Below are 14,105 nucleotides of genomic sequence, written 5' to 3' on the forward strand. Positions count from 1 at the left end.
AGCTAGCGCCCAGGTCTTCGTAGGCGCGGCCGGGGGAAGCTCTCCACCCCGACCGACCACACCGGAGACCTTTCATGTCGAAGACCGACCACCTGACGCCCGCACAGCTCACGCGGGCTCTGTCCATCCGCGATCTCACGGATCCCGTCCAGGGGCCGCATGCCGTCCAGACGCTGCTCGACGGCGTCGTCGACTCTCTCCGCACGTCGTGGGGCTGCACGGTGCGGATCGTCCGCTCGTCCCCGCTCGTCCCCGTGCGGGACAACTACGACCGCCTCGGATACGGCGTCGAGGACGTGACGCGAGCCCGCCGGTACACGCGGTACGTCAGCCCCACGGTGATGCTGCGCAGCCATACGAGCGCGCTTCTGCCGACCGCCCTGGAGGACTACGCCGGCGAGGACCGCGTCGATGAGCTGATCGTGGTCCCCGGTCTCGTGTACCGGCGGGACGTCGTCGACCGCACCCACGTCGGGGAGCCGCACCAGGTCGACCTGTGGCGCATCCGCACCGGAGAGACCACGGACGAGGAGATGCGGGAGATGATCGCGCTCCTGGTCGAGGCGGTCCTTCCCGGGGCCGAGTGGCGGGTGACGGACGCGGTGCACCCGTACACGATCGGCGGGAGGCAGATCGACGTCCGTCACGACGGACGGTGGCTGGAGCTCGCCGAGTGCGGGCGCATCCATCCCGACGTGCTCCGCCGCTCGGGCCTGGACCCCGAGCGGTGGTCGGGACTGGCGCTCGGGATGGGCCTGGAGCGGGCGCTGATGCTGCGCAAGTCCATCCCTGACATCCGCTACCTGCGGGCCACGGATCCGCGGATCGCCGCGCAGATGCTCACCCTCGAGCCGTGGCGCCACGTGTCGCCGCTCCCGGCCACTCGCCGGGACCTCTCCGTCGTGGTCGGAGCCGAGGCGGACGAGGAGACCCTGGGCGATCGCATCCGCACCGCCCTCGGGGACGACGCCGAGGTGATCGAGTCGGTCACGATCCGGGCGCGCACCCCGCACGACGAGTTGCCCGCGGCGGCGCGCGAGCGCCTGGCGACGCGGGCGGGGCAGACCAACGTCCTGCTGCGGGTCGTCCTTCGACCCATCGACCGGACGCTCACGGCGGAGGAGGCGAACCGCGTCCGCAACGCGGTCTACCTCGCCGTGCACGAGGGGCCCGCCCTGGAGCTGATCTGATGCCGAACAGCCGTACCGGTGCGTTTACTCCATGTTCTCCGGGACGAGGACGATGCCTCCGGACGAGTGCGAGGAATGCGCGAGGTCGTCGATCCACTTCCGGCTCAGCGGCGGCTGCTCGGGGTCGTCGAACACGAACCGGAGCGGGATGGACGGGTGCAGCCAGATCGTGCTGCGTCCCTCCGGCTGACTCTCGGGGTGCTTCCACGAGACCGTGAAGCTCTCGTCTCGCCGGAGCTTGGTCGTGATCACGATCTTCAGGTGCGCGAGCGTGCGATCCTCGATCTCGATGGCGGTTTCGGGACTGCCGTAGTACAGGGTTCCCATGCCCCGACACATTACGCTCCCGCGCCCGCCCCGCACCATGCCGAGGCGGAGGAACGATCCTCCGTCCTCGTGCTGTCTCGTGCTCCCGCGGGCGGCGGGTCAGAGGTCGCTGAAGTCGTTGCCCGGCGCGCTGATGGACTCGAGGACGCTGTTCACCACGTCGTAGCTCACGAAGACGCTTCCGGTCTCTCCCGGGTGCACCAGCGACGAGGTCCCATCGATCGCCTTCCGTTGGGAGACGAAGACCTCGTGGTTGCGGCCGTTCGCGTCATCGGACCAGGTCGAGTCCAGGCTGGCGCCCGTCGCCGCGACCTCGTCGCCGGTCATCCCGACGCTCGCGCCGTCGGACGAGCGCAGTGCGAGCGCGTCGATCTCCGCAGCCCGGAAGCTCACGCTGGCGTCGGACGACTGATCCGCCGTCCCGACGATGACGGCCTCGCCCCACTTCGTGGAGGTGAACCCGTACCGGTCGTCGCGCGTCGTGGCGGTGGGCTCGCCGAGATGGTCGGTCAGCACCGAGGTCACGGCCGCGGCGTCCGAGAGGGGAGCGCTCGTGAGGACGGCGCCGTCTGCGGACACCGCCGACAGGGTGTCGAGGGAAAGCACCAGTGCCGAGGTCTCGGGCGTCTCCTCCGGCGTCGGGGCGGGGGAGGGGTCGGCACCGGTGCCCGTCGTCGGCGACGTCGAGGGTGTCGGTCCCGCGGCGGACGGGGCGCAGCCGGCGAGCAGAACGGCGGCGAGGGCGAGCGGGACGAGCAGGGAGAGGCGGCGCATGCCCGGATTGTACTCACGGTGTGGGTCTCACCCGCTGCGTGAAGAGTCGAGTCGAAACGTGGTGACCCGGGGGCGTACGCGTTTCGTCTCGCTGCGCTCGCTCAACGACCGACGCGCTTTCCGACAGCGACGAGACGAAACGCGGTGACCCGGGGGCGTTTCGTCTCGCTGCGCTCGCTCAACGACCGACGCTGCGGCACCGTCCGACGCCCTGTGCATCCGATGGGGTAGGCTGTCCCCAGGTTGTTGAAGTTGTGTTTCTGCTGGAGCCTGGCTCCAGACCAGCTTCTGGCCCGGGCGATGGCCCGGCGGGTATCCAGTTCAGTGGCTTCGGATGCATCGCGCCCGCGGTGCCCGCTCTGTCGATTGGTTGCCGTATCTGCTCCGCCGTCCTCCTCCGCTCGGGCGAGAACCCGTGCATCATCGGAGCTCCCACGGGATCTCGCCGATCACCCGACCACCTCAGACTTCCGCCGCGAACTCGCTGCGGATACACGGATCACTCCCGTGGTCCCGGACAACGAAGGAATGACGTCATGGCCACTGGCACCGTCAAATGGTTCAACTCCGAGAAGGGCTTCGGCTTCATCGCGCCCGACGACGGATCCGACGACGTGTTCGCGCACTTCAGCGCGATCACGGGCGACGGCTACCGCAACCTCGAGGAGAACCAGAAGGTCTCGTTCGACTCCGAGCGCGGTCCGAAGGGAATGCAGGCAGCGAACATCCAGGTCATCTGACCTTTCGCACCGAGACGGGTCCTCCGGCGCCGACGCGTCCGGGGACCCGTCTTCGTGTCCGGCGAGAGTGGCGCCTCCCGCCGACGACCGCGCGGGAGGAGCCGTATTCGGTTCGGGGCATGCGAGGACGCGTAGCGTGGCGCGTAGCGATCGGCGTCCGCCCTTGGCTTCCACGGCTCACGGGCTCCGATCAGAGGAGAGAATCATCTCCCTTTCCCTCACTGCACCGTCCCCGGCCGGCACCCTCGGTCCCGTCCGGCAGACATACGCAGGCGCGGACGCGTTCCCGCCGATGGCGAAGGCGTACACCCAGCTCTCCCGGACCGTCCGGGAGACGGGGCTCCTGTCGCGGACGCCGCACTTCTACGCCGCCGTCGGCACGGCGCTGACGCTGGGGTTCGCGGCCTGCATCGCGGGCTTCCTCCTTCTCGGCGACAGCTGGTTCCAGCTCCTCATCGCCGCGGCCCTGGGGGTGCTCTTCACCCAGGTCGCATTCCTCGCTCATGAGGCGGCCCACCGGCAGATCCTGACGAGCGGTCCCGCGAACCTCCGGCTCGCACGGGTCCTCGGCGGCGTGGTCGGGATGAGCCACTCGTGGTGGGACTCCAAGCACACCCGTCACCACGGCAATCCGAACCGGGTCGGGAAAGACCCCGACATCGAGGTCGACACGATCTCGTTCCTGGACGAGGACGCCGCGCGCTCGCGAGGGCACATCCGGGCGATCACCAGGAGACAGGGCTGGTTGTTCTTCCCGTTGCTCACCCTGGAAGGGCTCAACCTGCACGCGCTCAGTGTGCGTCACCTCCTCTCGCGGGGGCGGATCGCCGGCCGCGGCCAGGAACTGGCTCTGCTCGCCGTCCGCTTCGCCGTCGTGCTCGTCCCGGTGTTCGTTCTGCTTCCGCTGGGCATGGCGTTCGCCTTCGTGGGCGTCCAGCTCGCCGTCTTCGGCGTGTACATGGGGGCGTCGTTCGCGCCCAACCACAAGGGCATGCCGGTCATCGCCGCGGACGCACGTCTGGACTTCTTCACCAAGCAGGTGCGCACGTCCCGCAACATCAGCGGCGGCTGGTGGGCCACCTGGCTCATGGGCGGACTGAACTACCAGATCGAGCATCACCTGTTCCCGAACATGCCGCGGCCGCACCTCTCCCGTGCCCGCGCGATCGTGCGCGAGCACTGCCGCGCCAACGACGTGCCCTACACGGAGACGACGCTCGTCCGGTCGTATGCGATCGTGATCCAGTACCTGAACCGTGTCGGGCTCGCGGCTCGGGATCCCTTCGACTGCCCGATCAGCGCCGAGTACCGTCGCGGCTGAAGCACGAACCGGGCGAAGCCCAGAACCACGAAGCCCCCGTCCGGACCGGTGTCCTGACGGGGGCTTCTGTGTGAGCCGCCTAAGGGAATCGAACCCTTGACCTATTCATTACGAGTGAATCGCTCTGCCGTCTGAGCTAAGGCGGCGTGCCACGAGTGGCGCCTGTGCGGCGAACCGCACGAACAACGATCTTACCCTGTCCGGAGCCGTGCTGCGAACCACGCGCCGGATCCCGCACGCGCCGCGCGGCCGATGCGGGCGGGAGGGCGGGGGCGTACGCTCGAGACATGGCCAGGGCACTGCTCATCGTCGACGTCCAGAACGACTTCACCGAGGGCGGAGCGCTCGCCGTGGACGGCGGCGACGCCGTGGCCGCGGGCGTGTCCGCGTATCTCGCCGATCACGCCGCGGAGTACGACGTGATCGTGGCATCGCGCGACTGGCACGACGCCGACGGCGACAACGGCGGGCACTTCTCCGAGGAGCCCGACTATGTCGACACGTGGCCCGTCCACTGCGTGGCGGGGACGCCGGGAGCCGAGTACGACCCCCTGCTGACGACCGACGCGGTGACCCACCATGTGCGTAAGGGCCAGGGCGTGCCCGCGTACTCGATGTTCGAGGGCGCCACCGAGGCGGGGGAGAGCGTCGCGGAGATCCTCTCCGGGCGCGGCGTCCTCGTCGCGGACGTGGTCGGGATCGCGACCGATCATTGCGTGCGCGCGTCCGCCCTCGACGCGATCGCTCACGGGGTGCGGGTGCGGATCCTCACGGGGCTCGTCGCCGGGGTGGGCGCGGCGTCCTCGGAAGCGGCCCTCGCCGAGCTCGCCCACGCGGGCGCCGAGCTCGTCGAGACGGCCGAGTGAGCACGGCAGCGGCCACGGACGTCGGGCCGGAGGAGCGCGAAGTCCGGCAGCGGTGCGTCCTGCTGCTGCGTGCGGTGAACGTGAGCGGGCGCAACCGGGTTCCCATGGCGCAGCTGCGCGCGCTGCTGTCCGAGCGGCTGGGGCTGAGCGATGTCGCCACGTACATCGCGAGCGGCAACGTGATCTGCCCGGATCCCGGTGACGCCGCTGCGCGGGCGGACCTCTGCGAGCGCGTCCGCCTCCTCATCGCCGGTGAGTTCGGGGTGGACACCCCGGTGATCCTGCGCACCCGCGGACAGCTCCTCGACGCCCTCGACCGCAATCCGTTCCCGGACGCTGCGCACGACAAGCTGCTGCACGTCATGTTCCTCGCCGGACCGCCCGCGGGCGGCGCCGAGGAGGCGCTCGCGGCACGGCTGGTGCCGGGGGAGCGGATCGCGCTGTGCGGGGAGGACCTCTGGATCGACTACGCGTCGTCCGGCGTGCACGGCACGAAGCTCACGAAATCGGTCCTCGACCGGGCGCTGGGCGTTGCGGGCACGGCACGGAACGTCCGCACCGTGCGCACCCTCGCCGAGCGGACCGCCTGACCGGGCAGGGCGTCTCAGACCGGGACGGCCCGGACCGCGCGGGCGGACCAGCGGTGGTCCTCGCGGCTCACCGCGATCGGATGGGCGAAGGCCGCGGAGATGGTCTCGGTCGTCACCACGTCTTCGACCGCACCCGCCGCGACCACCCGGCCCTCGGCGATGACCATCGCGTGCGTGGTGCTCTCCGGGAGCTCCTCCAGGTGGTGGGTGACGAGGATCGTCGCGAGGCCGGGCTCGCGGCGTCCGAGATCGTCCACGGTCTCCAGGAACTGCTCGCGCGCGGCGACGTCCAGCCCGGTCGTGGGCTCGTCCAGGAGGAGCAGACGCGGGTCGGCGATGAGGGCGCGGGCGATCAGCGCTCGTCCCCGCTCGCCCTGGGACAGCAGCGGCCAGGCGGTGCGTCGGCGGTGGGACAGTCCGACCCCGTCGATCTCCCTCGCGGCGCGGGCACGCTGCGCGTCGGTGGCGACCCAGCGCATCGGCGTCTCCACGGTCCCCGTGATCCCCGTCAGGACCACGTCCTCGACGGTCAGCGGGCTGCGCAGCGGGTGGCGCGGGTCCACGTGACCGATCTCGCGCCGAAGCTCCTGCAGGTCCACGCGTCCCAGCCGTCGGCCCAGGACGTCCACGGTGCCGGCGCTGGGATGCGTGCGCGCCCCGCAGAAGCCGAGGATCGTGCTCTTGCCGGCGCCGTTGGGCCCGAGCAGCGCCCAGTGCTCGCCCCGGTGCACGGCGAGGTCGATGCCGTGCAGGATGGTGTTGCCGTCGCGCCGGAAGACGACGCCGCGCAGTTCCAGGACGCGGTCGTCGGGGGAACCGGATCCGGGGACCGTGCTCATGCGAGGGCCTCCGCGAGGCCGGTCAGGTGCGCACGGCTGCGCCGCGCCGCCTCCGTCGCGTCCCGGTCGGCGATGCTCGCGGCGAGCTCCTCGTGCGCCCGGTGGTCGGCTGCCGTGTCGTGGGCGCCGCGGATCCGCAGCATGTCGACCATGGCGGGGCGCAGACGCGGCGTGAAGCCGTCGAACATCTCGCCGAGGATCGGGTTGTGCGCCGCGGCGACGACGCTGCGGTGGAACGCCGTGTCCGCGTCCACGTAGGACTCGATCGACGTGTGCTCCCCGGCACGGGCGCCCAGCGCCCGACGGATCGCACGGAGGTCCGCGGGGGTGCGACGCGCGGCGGCGAGCGCGGCCGCCTCGGACTCGATGGCGACGCGCGCCTCGATGACGGAGAGGATGTCGGCGCGCTGCAGCACCGCATCCCAGTCCTCCGCGGCGTCCAGGGCCGCGACGAACACGCCGGCCCCCTGCCGGCTCACGAGGACTCCCCGACCCGCGAGCTGGCGGATCGCCTCCCGCACCGTGGAGCGTCCGACCCCGAGCTGCGGGCCCAGGGTCGTCTCTCCGGGAAGACGCGCGCCCAGCGCCCACTCGCCGGCGCGGATCCGGTCGAGCAGGAGGGCCGCTGCCTGATCCGCGAGCGTGCCCCGGACGACCTGTCTCATGTCATTCCTATCTGCTTGTCTGAGGAGTTGTGCTACATTCTAGCCATGCTCGCGGGCATCCTCCTCCTTCGCTGCCACGGCGGGGCCTGATCGACCGGACCCCCTCCGTGGGGGTTCGACGTGTGCCGGTCGTCTCATCGATCCCGACCAGAAGGACCCGGACATGCCTCATCCCACCCTCTCGACCCCGCGTGGCCCCCGCCCCGCCGACGCTCCGGCCTGGAACCGTCAGCGTCACTCCCAGATGCCGTCGCACCGCTACGCCGACGTGCACTCCCGTGTGGAGGTCCCGCTCGTCGAGCGGACCTGGCCCGACCGTCGGCTGGAGCGCGCGCCGCTGTGGGTGCCCGTCGATCTCCGCGACGGCAACCAGGCCCTCGCCGAGCCGATGGATCCCCTCCGCAAGCGACGCTTCTTCGAACTCATGGTCGCCATGGGGTACAAGGAGATCGAGGTCGGCTACCCGTCGGCGAGCCGCACCGACCACGACTTCGTGCGGCTGCTCGCCGACGAGCCGCTCGCGCCCGACGACGTGACCATCGTCGTGTTCACGCTGGCGCGGGCCGACCTCATCGCGAAGACCGTCGAATCGATCCGCGGGATCCGCAACGAGGTCGTCATCCACATGTACACCGCGACCGCCCCCGTCTGGCGCGACGTCGTGCTCGGGCGGGATCGCGCAGAGCTGCTGCGGCTCATCCTCGACGGCGCCCGGGAGGTCCGCGACCGCACGGCGTCCCTGGCGAACGTCCGGTACGAGTTCTCGCCCGAGGTCTTCAACCTCACCGAGCCGGACTTCGCGATCGAGGTGTGCGACGCGGTGACCGCGCTGTGGGAGGCGTCGCCGGACCGCCCGGTGATCCTGAACCTGCCGGCCACCGTCGAGATCGCGACGCCGAACGTCTACGCGGACCAGATCGAGCACATGCACCGCAGCGTGGCGCGTCGCGACGGCGTCATCCTTTCCGTGCACCCGCACAACGACCGCGGGACCGGCGTCGCCTGCGCGGAGCTCGCGGTCCTCGCCGGCGCCCAGCGCGTCGAGGGGTGCCTGTTCGGCAACGGTGAGCGCACGGGCAACGTCGACCTGGTGACGCTCGCGCTGAACCTCCACGCCCAGGGCGTCGATCCGATGATCGACTTCTCCGACATCGACGAGATCCGCAGGGTCGTCGAGCACAGCAACCGCATCGAGGTCCATCCGCGCCATCCGTACGTCGGCGACCTCGTCCACACCGCCTTCAGCGGCACGCACCAGGACGCGATCCGGAAGGGGTTCGCGGAGCACCGGGAGCGGGCGCGCTCGACCGGCGTCGCGGAGCGGGAGATCGCCTGGCGGGTGCCCTACCTGCCGATCGACCCGGCGGACATCGGGCGCAGCTACGACGCGGTGATCCGCGTGAACTCGCAGTCCGGCAAGGGCGGGATCGCGTACCTGCTGGAGAGCGAGTACGGCGTCGAGCTGCCCCGCCGCCTCCAGATCGACTTCGCCCGGCACGTGCAGGAGCACGCGGACGAGGCCGGGGACGAGATCTCCGCGGCGGCCCTGTGGGACATCTTCACGACGGCATACCTCGCCTCGCCCGCCTCAGCGGTCGCGCTCGCCGGGTTCGACGTGGCGGAGGAGGGCGGGCGCTCGCGCACCCGGGTGGTGCTGGAGGCGGACGGCGGCCGGGCCGACTCGGTCTTCGACGACATCGGGCCGGTCGAGGCGCTCGTGGCGGCGCTGGCGGTGCGCGGCATCCTGGTCGACGTCCTGAGCCTGCACCAGACGAGCCTCGACCGGGGGAGCGACGCGCAGGCGCTCACGATGCTCGAGTATCGCCGCGGCGACGAGGTCGCGTGGGCGGCGGGCGTGCACGCCTCCACGCTCGGGGCGTCCCTCGCGGCCGTGATGGCCGCGGCGGCGCGGGTGTCCGCAGCGGTCTCGGCGGTCTGAGGCGGCGGTGCGCACGACCCGCGGGGTCCGGTCGTCAGCGGCCGGGCGCCGCGGGCGTGCGCGGAGGCGGGGTGTCGGCGGGCGCGCCGATGCCCCGGCTCACGGCGAGCGGGGGCAGGGTCGGTGTGGGGACGAGATCGACCCGTCGGGTGCCGCAGGCGGTGCAGCGTACGTACACGATCACGCCCTCCGAGGTGGGATGGCGGGACTCGGAGATCCACCCGTGCTCGTGCCGGGCGGCGGTGCGCTCGACGGGGGCCGGCAGAGGGACGGGACGCGTGGCGGGAGCGGACATGAGCCCAGGATGATGTAATGGGCTTATGCATCTCAACCCTTACGGCGAGTACGCGACGCTCCTGGCCGCGTCGCTGGCGGACGACTGGCCCGCGGACCGCGCAGGGATCGAGGCGCGCACGCGGCGGTTCGGCATGACCATGGTCTTCCGGGCCGCCCCGGACGACCATGAGCGCACGCGCGCCGTGATCGACGAGTGGCTGCGGGTCGTCGACGCCGAGGACCCGGCGGATCGCGCCGTCCTCCTGAACCGGATGATGGCCGAGGCCGCCGCGCACCCGCATCTCACCGACCACGACGGCGAAGGCTGGCACCTGCACTACCGGGATCCGGACGACGCCCTGCCGTACGTGCTGCGCGCGGTCATCGCTGTGGGGACGGCGCTGCATCTGGCCACGCGGGGGATGCACCGGCTCGGTCGATGCGCGGCCGATCCCTGCACCAACGTCATCGTGGACATCACCCGCAACGGTCGGCAGCGCTACTGCTCGGTCCGCTGCGCCAATCGCGACGCCGTCCGCCGGCATCGGGCCCGCCGGGCCTGACGCGGGCCTGGTGCCACCTCAGTCCTCGTCGTGCTCCTGCGGGGGCAGGGCGGCGATCAGCGGGTGGTCGTACGGGAGCGGGCCGGTCCGCGCGGCCCCGCCGGGGGACCCGATCTCGTCGAAGAACTCGACGTTCGCCTTGTAGTAGTCCTGCCATTCGTCGGGGAGATCGTCCTCGTAGAAGATGGCCTCGACCGGGCACACGGGCTCGCACGCCCCGCAGTCCACGCACTCGTCCGGGTGGATGTAGAGGGAGCGCTCGCCCTCGTAGATGCAGTCCACGGGGCACTCGTCGATGCACGCGCGGTCCTTCAGGTCCACGCACGGCAGCGCGATCACGTAGGTCATGGGTGCTCCCGCCCTCCTTCTCGTCCGGTCCTTCACCGTAGGATCTCAAGTGCACTTGAGGTCAAATCGAAGGAGGACCCGTGGTTGCCGCGCACGAGCCGGAGGAACTGCTGACGATCGGGGAGATGAGCGCGCGCACGGGTGTCGCGGTGTCGGCGCTGCGCTACTACGAGGACCTCGGGCTCATCGCGTCCGTGCGCACCGCGGGCAATCAGCGTCGGTTCGCGCGGCACATGCTGCGCCGCGTCTCGCTGATCGCGGTGGCGAAGAACCTCGGCATCCCGCTGACCGACGTCCAGGAGGCGTTCGCCGCCGTGCCGCTCGACAGGACGCCGAGCCACGAGGACTGGCAGCGCGCGTCGCGGGCGTGGAAGCGTCAGCTCGAAGAGCGCCGCCGACGCCTCGAGCGGCTGGAGCACGAGCTGACCGGGTGCATCGGCTGCGGCTGCCTGTCGATGAAGGCCTGCGCGCTGCTGAACCCTGGCGATGCGCTCGCCGCTCTCGGGGCGGGGCCGCGCCGTCTGGCCGACGCGGACGACGAGTGAGAGGTGACGCGGATCGGCCGATTTGACCTCAAGTGCACTTGAGGTTTTACGGTGGACGCGACCCTTTCGGAAAGGAATCGCATGGCCGTCTACACACTGCCCGAGCTGCCCTACGACTACTCCGCGCTCGCGCCGCACGTCTCGGCGCGGATCATGGAGCTGCACCACTCCAAGCACCACCAGGCGTACGTCACGGGCGCGAACACCGCGCTCGAGCAGCTGGAGGAGGCGCGCGAGAGCGGCGACCTCGCCGCCGTGAACAAGCTGGAGAAGGACCTGGCCTTCAATCTCGGCGGGCACCTGAACCACTCGGTCTTCTGGCAGAACATGTCCCCGGACGGCGGCGGCCGGCCCGAGGGCGAGCTCGCGGCGGCGCTCGACGACGCCTTCGGCTCCTTCGAGAAGTTCCAGGCGCACTTCACCGCGACGGCCCTCGGCGTCCAGGGTTCCGGATGGGCCGTGCTCGCGTGGGACCGTCTCGGCGCGAAGCCGCTCGTGTTCCAGATGTTCGATCAGCAGAGCAACGTGCCGCTGGGCGTCACGCCGCTGCTGCAGCTGGACGTCTGGGAGCACGCCTACTACCTGGACTACCAGAACGTCCGGGCCGACTACGTGAAGGCGTTCTGGGAGATCGCGAACTGGTCCGACGTCGCGGCGCGCTTCGCCGCCGTCGCGAACTGACGCGCCCGGCCATCCGCCGCCGCGCGCGGACGCCCGCATCCGGGCGTCCGCCTGGGCCGGTCGTCGCGCGCCCACGAGGACGACGCCGGCCGGCCCCCACCGATCCCCGTACCAGAGAGCCCATCGCGCATGATCCGCCCCCTCAACGTCGCCGTCGTCGGCGCCGGCCCCGCCGGCGTGTTCACCGCCGACATCCTCCGCCAGCAGCCGTTCCCCACGCGTGTCGACCTGTTCGAGCGGCTCCCGGTGCCGTTCGGTCTCGTCCGCTACGGCGTCGCCCCCGACCACCCCCGCATCAAGGCGATCATCGACTCGCTCCATGCGGTCCTCGACCGGCGGGACATCCGGCTCGTCGCCGGCGTCGACGTCGGCACGGACATCGGCATCGACCGGCTGCGCGCGGCCTATGACGCCGTGATCCTGACCACCGGGGCCGACGACGACGCGCCGCTGCCGATCCCGGGTGTGGATCTGCCCGGATCCTTCGGCGCGTCCGCGTTCGTCTCCTGGTACGACGCGCACCCGGACGCCGCCCGGGAGTGGCCGCTGGACGCGGAGCAGGTGGCCGTCATCGGTGCGGGCAACGTGGCGCTGGACGTCACCCGGATGCTCGCCAAGCACGCCGACGACCTGCTCTCCACGGAGATCCCGGACCACGTCCACGAGGGTCTGCGTCGCAGCCGGATCACCGACGTGCACGTGTTCGCCCGCCGGGGGCCGGCGGAGGCCGCGTTCTCGCCGCTGGAGCTGCGCGAGCTCGGCGAGGTCGCGGACGTCGACGTCATCGTGGACCCGGCGGACATGGTCTTCGACCGCTCCAGCGAGGAGCTCATGAAGAGCTCGAACCAGCGGAGGATCGTCGCGCGCACGATCCGGGAGTGGTCGGAGCGGGATCCGGCGACGCGGACGGCCTCGCGGCGCATCCACCTGCACTTCATGCAGGCGCCGGTGCGGCTGGACGGGACCGATCGCGTGGAGGGCATCACGGTGGAGCGGACGCGGCACCTCGTCAACGGGACCGTCGAGGGCACGGGGGAGCTGCGCCACTACCCGGTGGGACAGGTGTATCGCGCCGTGGGGTATGCGTCGAGCCCGGTGCCGGGCGTGCCCTTCGATCCCGTGCGTCGCCGCATCCCGAACGATCAGGGGCGCGTGCTGGACAGCGCCGGGACGCCGATCCCCGGTCTGTACGTCAGCGGCTGGATCAAGCGGGGGCCGGTGGGGCTGATCGGGTCGACGAAGTCCGACTCGCTGCAGACCGTCTCCCAGCTCGTCGCGGATCTCGAGCGGCGCCCGCTCGACGGGCCGGACCGGGATCCGCTTCCCCCGCTGCGGGAGGCCGCCGGCGTCACCGCGGTCGACTGGGACGGCTGGCTGCGGGTCGACGCGCACGAGCGCGCGCTCGGCGCCGAACGCGGGCGGGAGCGGATCAAGGTCGCGGACCGTGGGGAGCTCAGGGACATCGCGGCCCGGGCCGAGGCGGTGGTCGCGTGAGCGCCGTCGATCCCTCGCTGTACGACAGCTTCGCCCGTTACGGCAGCGGCATCACCCTCGTCGCCACCCGCGACGACGACCACGATCTCTTCTTCATCGCCGCGTCGGTGCTCACCGCGTCGGTGAACCCGTTCACCCTCGCCGTCTCCGTCGGGCAGGATCGCGACGCGTTGCCCGCGATCACGGCCGGCGCGCCGTGGGCGGTGTCGGTGCTCGCCGCGCACCACCTGCCGCTGGTGCGGCGGCTCACCTCTCCGGGCACGCGCGCCGAGCGCCTGGACGCGCTGGGCGAGGCGGGCGCCGTCGCCTCCGCGGAGGGACCGCTCTTCCTTCCCGATGCGCTCGTGACGCTGTGGTGCACGACCCACTCGACCACGCCTGTCAACGACCAGATGCTGCTCGTGGGGGAGGTCACGCGCGGCAGCGCTCCCGAGGAGGGCGTGCCGCTCCTGCGCTGGAACCGCGCCTTCCACACCACGACGCGGCTCGCCGTGCCGTCCGCCGCCTGACCGGTGGGCCCCGTGGGGCTCGAACCCACGACCCGCGGCCGGTCACGGCGGCCGGTGCGGGGAGGCGCGGGTGCGCCAGGAGCCGCCCATCCGCTCGTAGGTGACGATCGCATGGCAGTTGCGGCACCGCACGTCGCATCGTGCGATCTCCGCGATGATCGTCGCGAGCTTTCCGGTTGAATTCGGCGAGTGGCTTAGACTGTCGGCACGTGCCGCAGGTCTTCTGAGTCGGCACGGGCCCCCGTAGCTCAGAGGCAGAGCAACCGGCTTTTAACCGGTGGGTCGGGATGTCGGAATTCCCCGGGGGCACCTGTTCGGACATCGGCGGACTCTCCTCCCGGGTCCTCGTCCACGCTACGGCGCACCGCCGACATCGGTGCGCGGGGCGCGGTCTATGGCGCACGCCGACGGCCCCCGGCGCCGTCGCGCCGGGGGCCG

At 71.4% G+C, this 14,105-nt stretch carries 17 protein-coding genes and 2 tRNA genes; 12 read left to right on the top strand and 7 right to left on the bottom strand.

Annotated elements, in window-relative coordinates; genetic code table 11:
• Positions 1 to 74 precede the first annotated feature (74 nt).
• Complete coding sequence (gene srmL, locus MR1_RS15950; protein WP_067249166.1) at positions 75 to 1,190, top strand: PheS-related mystery ligase SrmL; 1,116 nt, start codon at positions 75 to 77, stop codon at positions 1,188 to 1,190.
• A gap of 24 nt (positions 1,191 to 1,214) precedes the next feature.
• On the opposite strand, the gene MR1_RS15955 is transcribed toward srmL, so the two are convergent.
• Complete coding sequence (locus MR1_RS15955) at positions 1,215 to 1,517, bottom strand: DUF7882 family protein (protein WP_067249170.1); 303 nt, start codon at positions 1,515 to 1,517, stop codon at positions 1,215 to 1,217.
• A 99-nt stretch (positions 1,518 to 1,616) separates the two neighbouring features.
• Positions 1,617 to 2,291: a hypothetical protein gene (locus MR1_RS15960; protein WP_067249174.1), complete on the bottom strand. Its 675-nt coding sequence runs from the start codon at positions 2,289 to 2,291 to the stop codon at positions 1,617 to 1,619.
• Between the two features lie 536 nt (positions 2,292 to 2,827).
• Here MR1_RS15960 and MR1_RS15965 point away from each other — a divergent pair.
• Both MR1_RS15965 and MR1_RS15970 read left to right on the top strand, forming a co-directional pair.
• On the top strand, positions 2,828 to 3,031 hold the full coding sequence (locus MR1_RS15965) for a cold-shock protein (protein ID WP_067249177.1): 204 nt from the start codon (positions 2,828 to 2,830) through the stop codon (positions 3,029 to 3,031).
• 292 nt (positions 3,032 to 3,323) lie between these two features.
• Positions 3,324 to 4,352: a fatty acid desaturase family protein gene (locus MR1_RS15970; protein WP_084344800.1), complete on the top strand. Its 1,029-nt coding sequence runs from the start codon at positions 3,324 to 3,326 to the stop codon at positions 4,350 to 4,352.
• Between the two features lie 73 nt (positions 4,353 to 4,425).
• On the opposite strand, the gene MR1_RS15975 is transcribed toward MR1_RS15970, so the two are convergent.
• Positions 4,426 to 4,498, bottom strand: a tRNA-Thr gene (locus MR1_RS15975).
• A 141-nt stretch (positions 4,499 to 4,639) separates the two neighbouring features.
• Here MR1_RS15975 and MR1_RS15980 point away from each other — a divergent pair.
• Both MR1_RS15980 and MR1_RS15985 read left to right on the top strand, forming a co-directional pair.
• Positions 4,640 to 5,218 carry an isochorismatase family protein gene (locus MR1_RS15980; RefSeq protein WP_067249180.1) on the top strand — a complete coding sequence of 193 codons (579 nt, stop codon included), beginning with the start codon at positions 4,640 to 4,642 and terminating at the stop codon, positions 5,216 to 5,218.
• Positions 5,215 to 5,808, top strand: coding sequence for a DUF1697 domain-containing protein (locus tag MR1_RS15985; protein ID WP_084344802.1), 594 nt, complete (start codon positions 5,215 to 5,217; stop codon positions 5,806 to 5,808). Before MR1_RS15980 ends, MR1_RS15985 begins: the two co-directional genes overlap by 4 nt.
• Positions 5,809 to 5,822: 14 nt before the next feature.
• Here the strand turns inward: MR1_RS15985 and MR1_RS15990 are convergent, their stop codons facing one another.
• On the bottom strand, positions 5,823 to 6,647 hold the full coding sequence (locus tag MR1_RS15990; protein ID WP_067249184.1) for an ABC transporter ATP-binding protein: 825 nt from the start codon (positions 6,645 to 6,647) through the stop codon (positions 5,823 to 5,825).
• Complete coding sequence (locus MR1_RS15995) at positions 6,644 to 7,312, bottom strand: FadR/GntR family transcriptional regulator (RefSeq protein ID WP_067249187.1); 669 nt, start codon at positions 7,310 to 7,312, stop codon at positions 6,644 to 6,646. The genes MR1_RS15990 and MR1_RS15995 overlap by 4 nt, the downstream gene beginning before the upstream one ends.
• A gap of 163 nt (positions 7,313 to 7,475) precedes the next feature.
• Here MR1_RS15995 and MR1_RS16000 point away from each other — a divergent pair, with 163 nt between their 5' ends.
• The gene (locus MR1_RS16000; RefSeq protein ID WP_067249191.1) at positions 7,476 to 9,251 is read left to right on the top strand and encodes a 2-isopropylmalate synthase; all 1,776 of its coding nucleotides are present in this window, start codon (positions 7,476 to 7,478) and stop codon (positions 9,249 to 9,251) included.
• A gap of 34 nt (positions 9,252 to 9,285) precedes the next feature.
• On the opposite strand, the gene MR1_RS16005 is transcribed toward MR1_RS16000, so the two are convergent.
• Complete coding sequence (locus tag MR1_RS16005) at positions 9,286 to 9,546, bottom strand: hypothetical protein (RefSeq protein ID WP_067249193.1); 261 nt, start codon at positions 9,544 to 9,546, stop codon at positions 9,286 to 9,288.
• A 25-nt stretch (positions 9,547 to 9,571) separates the two neighbouring features.
• Between MR1_RS16005 and MR1_RS16010 the strand changes: the two genes are divergently transcribed.
• Entirely contained in the window at positions 9,572 to 10,090 is a 519-nt protein-coding gene (locus MR1_RS16010; protein ID WP_067249197.1) for a CGNR zinc finger domain-containing protein, read from the top strand.
• Between the two features lie 18 nt (positions 10,091 to 10,108).
• Here the strand turns inward: MR1_RS16010 and fdxA are convergent, their stop codons facing one another.
• Complete coding sequence (gene fdxA, locus MR1_RS16015; protein ID WP_067249199.1) at positions 10,109 to 10,438, bottom strand: ferredoxin; 330 nt, start codon at positions 10,436 to 10,438, stop codon at positions 10,109 to 10,111.
• Positions 10,439 to 10,518: 80 nt separating this feature from the next.
• Here fdxA and soxR point away from each other — a divergent pair, with 80 nt between their 5' ends.
• The 5 genes from soxR (at position 10,519) to MR1_RS16040 (ending at position 13,976) form a co-directional block, all read left to right on the top strand.
• Positions 10,519 to 10,983 (top strand): redox-sensitive transcriptional activator SoxR, encoded by a 465-nt coding sequence (gene soxR / locus MR1_RS16020; protein WP_255218178.1) that lies wholly within the window; start codon positions 10,519 to 10,521, stop codon positions 10,981 to 10,983.
• 81 nt (positions 10,984 to 11,064) lie between these two features.
• Entirely contained in the window at positions 11,065 to 11,664 is a 600-nt protein-coding gene (locus MR1_RS16025; protein ID WP_067249201.1) for a superoxide dismutase, read from the top strand.
• Between the two features lie 129 nt (positions 11,665 to 11,793).
• Positions 11,794 to 13,158 carry an FAD-dependent oxidoreductase gene (locus tag MR1_RS16030; RefSeq protein ID WP_067249209.1) on the top strand — a complete coding sequence of 455 codons (1,365 nt, stop codon included), beginning with the start codon at positions 11,794 to 11,796 and terminating at the stop codon, positions 13,156 to 13,158.
• Positions 13,155 to 13,667, top strand: coding sequence for a flavin reductase family protein (locus tag MR1_RS16035; RefSeq protein WP_067249211.1), 513 nt, complete (start codon positions 13,155 to 13,157; stop codon positions 13,665 to 13,667). The genes MR1_RS16030 and MR1_RS16035 overlap by 4 nt, the downstream gene beginning before the upstream one ends.
• A gap of 237 nt (positions 13,668 to 13,904) precedes the next feature.
• Positions 13,905 to 13,976, top strand: a tRNA-Lys gene (locus tag MR1_RS16040).
• Positions 13,977 to 14,105: the final 129 nt, after the last annotated feature.

The organism is Microbacterium resistens NBRC 103078, assembly GCF_001552355.1.
GTDB lineage: Bacteria > Actinomycetota > Actinomycetes > Actinomycetales > Microbacteriaceae > Microbacterium > Microbacterium resistens.

Excerpts from the sequence above, each read along its gene's own strand:
- MR1_RS15995 (WP_067249187.1), bottom strand. The coding sequence starts at position 7,312 with ATGAGACAGGTCGTCCGGGGCACGCTCGCGGATCAGGCAGCGGCCCTC.
- MR1_RS15980 (WP_067249180.1), top strand. The coding sequence starts at position 4,640 with ATGGCCAGGGCACTGCTCATCGTCGACGTCCAGAACGACTTCACCGAG.
- MR1_RS16025 (WP_067249201.1), top strand. The coding sequence starts at position 11,065 with ATGGCCGTCTACACACTGCCCGAGCTGCCCTACGACTACTCCGCGCTC.
- MR1_RS15965 (WP_067249177.1), top strand. The coding sequence starts at position 2,828 with ATGGCCACTGGCACCGTCAAATGGTTCAACTCCGAGAAGGGCTTCGGC.
- MR1_RS16005 (WP_067249193.1), bottom strand. The coding sequence starts at position 9,546 with ATGTCCGCTCCCGCCACGCGTCCCGTCCCTCTGCCGGCCCCCGTCGAG.
- MR1_RS15990 (WP_067249184.1), bottom strand. The coding sequence starts at position 6,647 with ATGAGCACGGTCCCCGGATCCGGTTCCCCCGACGACCGCGTCCTGGAA.
- MR1_RS15960 (WP_067249174.1), bottom strand. The coding sequence starts at position 2,291 with ATGCGCCGCCTCTCCCTGCTCGTCCCGCTCGCCCTCGCCGCCGTTCTG.
- srmL (WP_067249166.1), top strand. The coding sequence starts at position 75 with ATGTCGAAGACCGACCACCTGACGCCCGCACAGCTCACGCGGGCTCTG.
- MR1_RS16030 (WP_067249209.1), top strand. The coding sequence starts at position 11,794 with ATGATCCGCCCCCTCAACGTCGCCGTCGTCGGCGCCGGCCCCGCCGGC.
- fdxA (WP_067249199.1), bottom strand. The coding sequence starts at position 10,438 with ATGACCTACGTGATCGCGCTGCCGTGCGTGGACCTGAAGGACCGCGCG.
- MR1_RS15970 (WP_084344800.1), top strand. The coding sequence starts at position 3,324 with ATGGCGAAGGCGTACACCCAGCTCTCCCGGACCGTCCGGGAGACGGGG.
- MR1_RS16000 (WP_067249191.1), top strand. The coding sequence starts at position 7,476 with ATGCCTCATCCCACCCTCTCGACCCCGCGTGGCCCCCGCCCCGCCGAC.
- MR1_RS15955 (WP_067249170.1), bottom strand. The coding sequence starts at position 1,517 with ATGGGAACCCTGTACTACGGCAGTCCCGAAACCGCCATCGAGATCGAG.
- MR1_RS16010 (WP_067249197.1), top strand. The coding sequence starts at position 9,572 with ATGCATCTCAACCCTTACGGCGAGTACGCGACGCTCCTGGCCGCGTCG.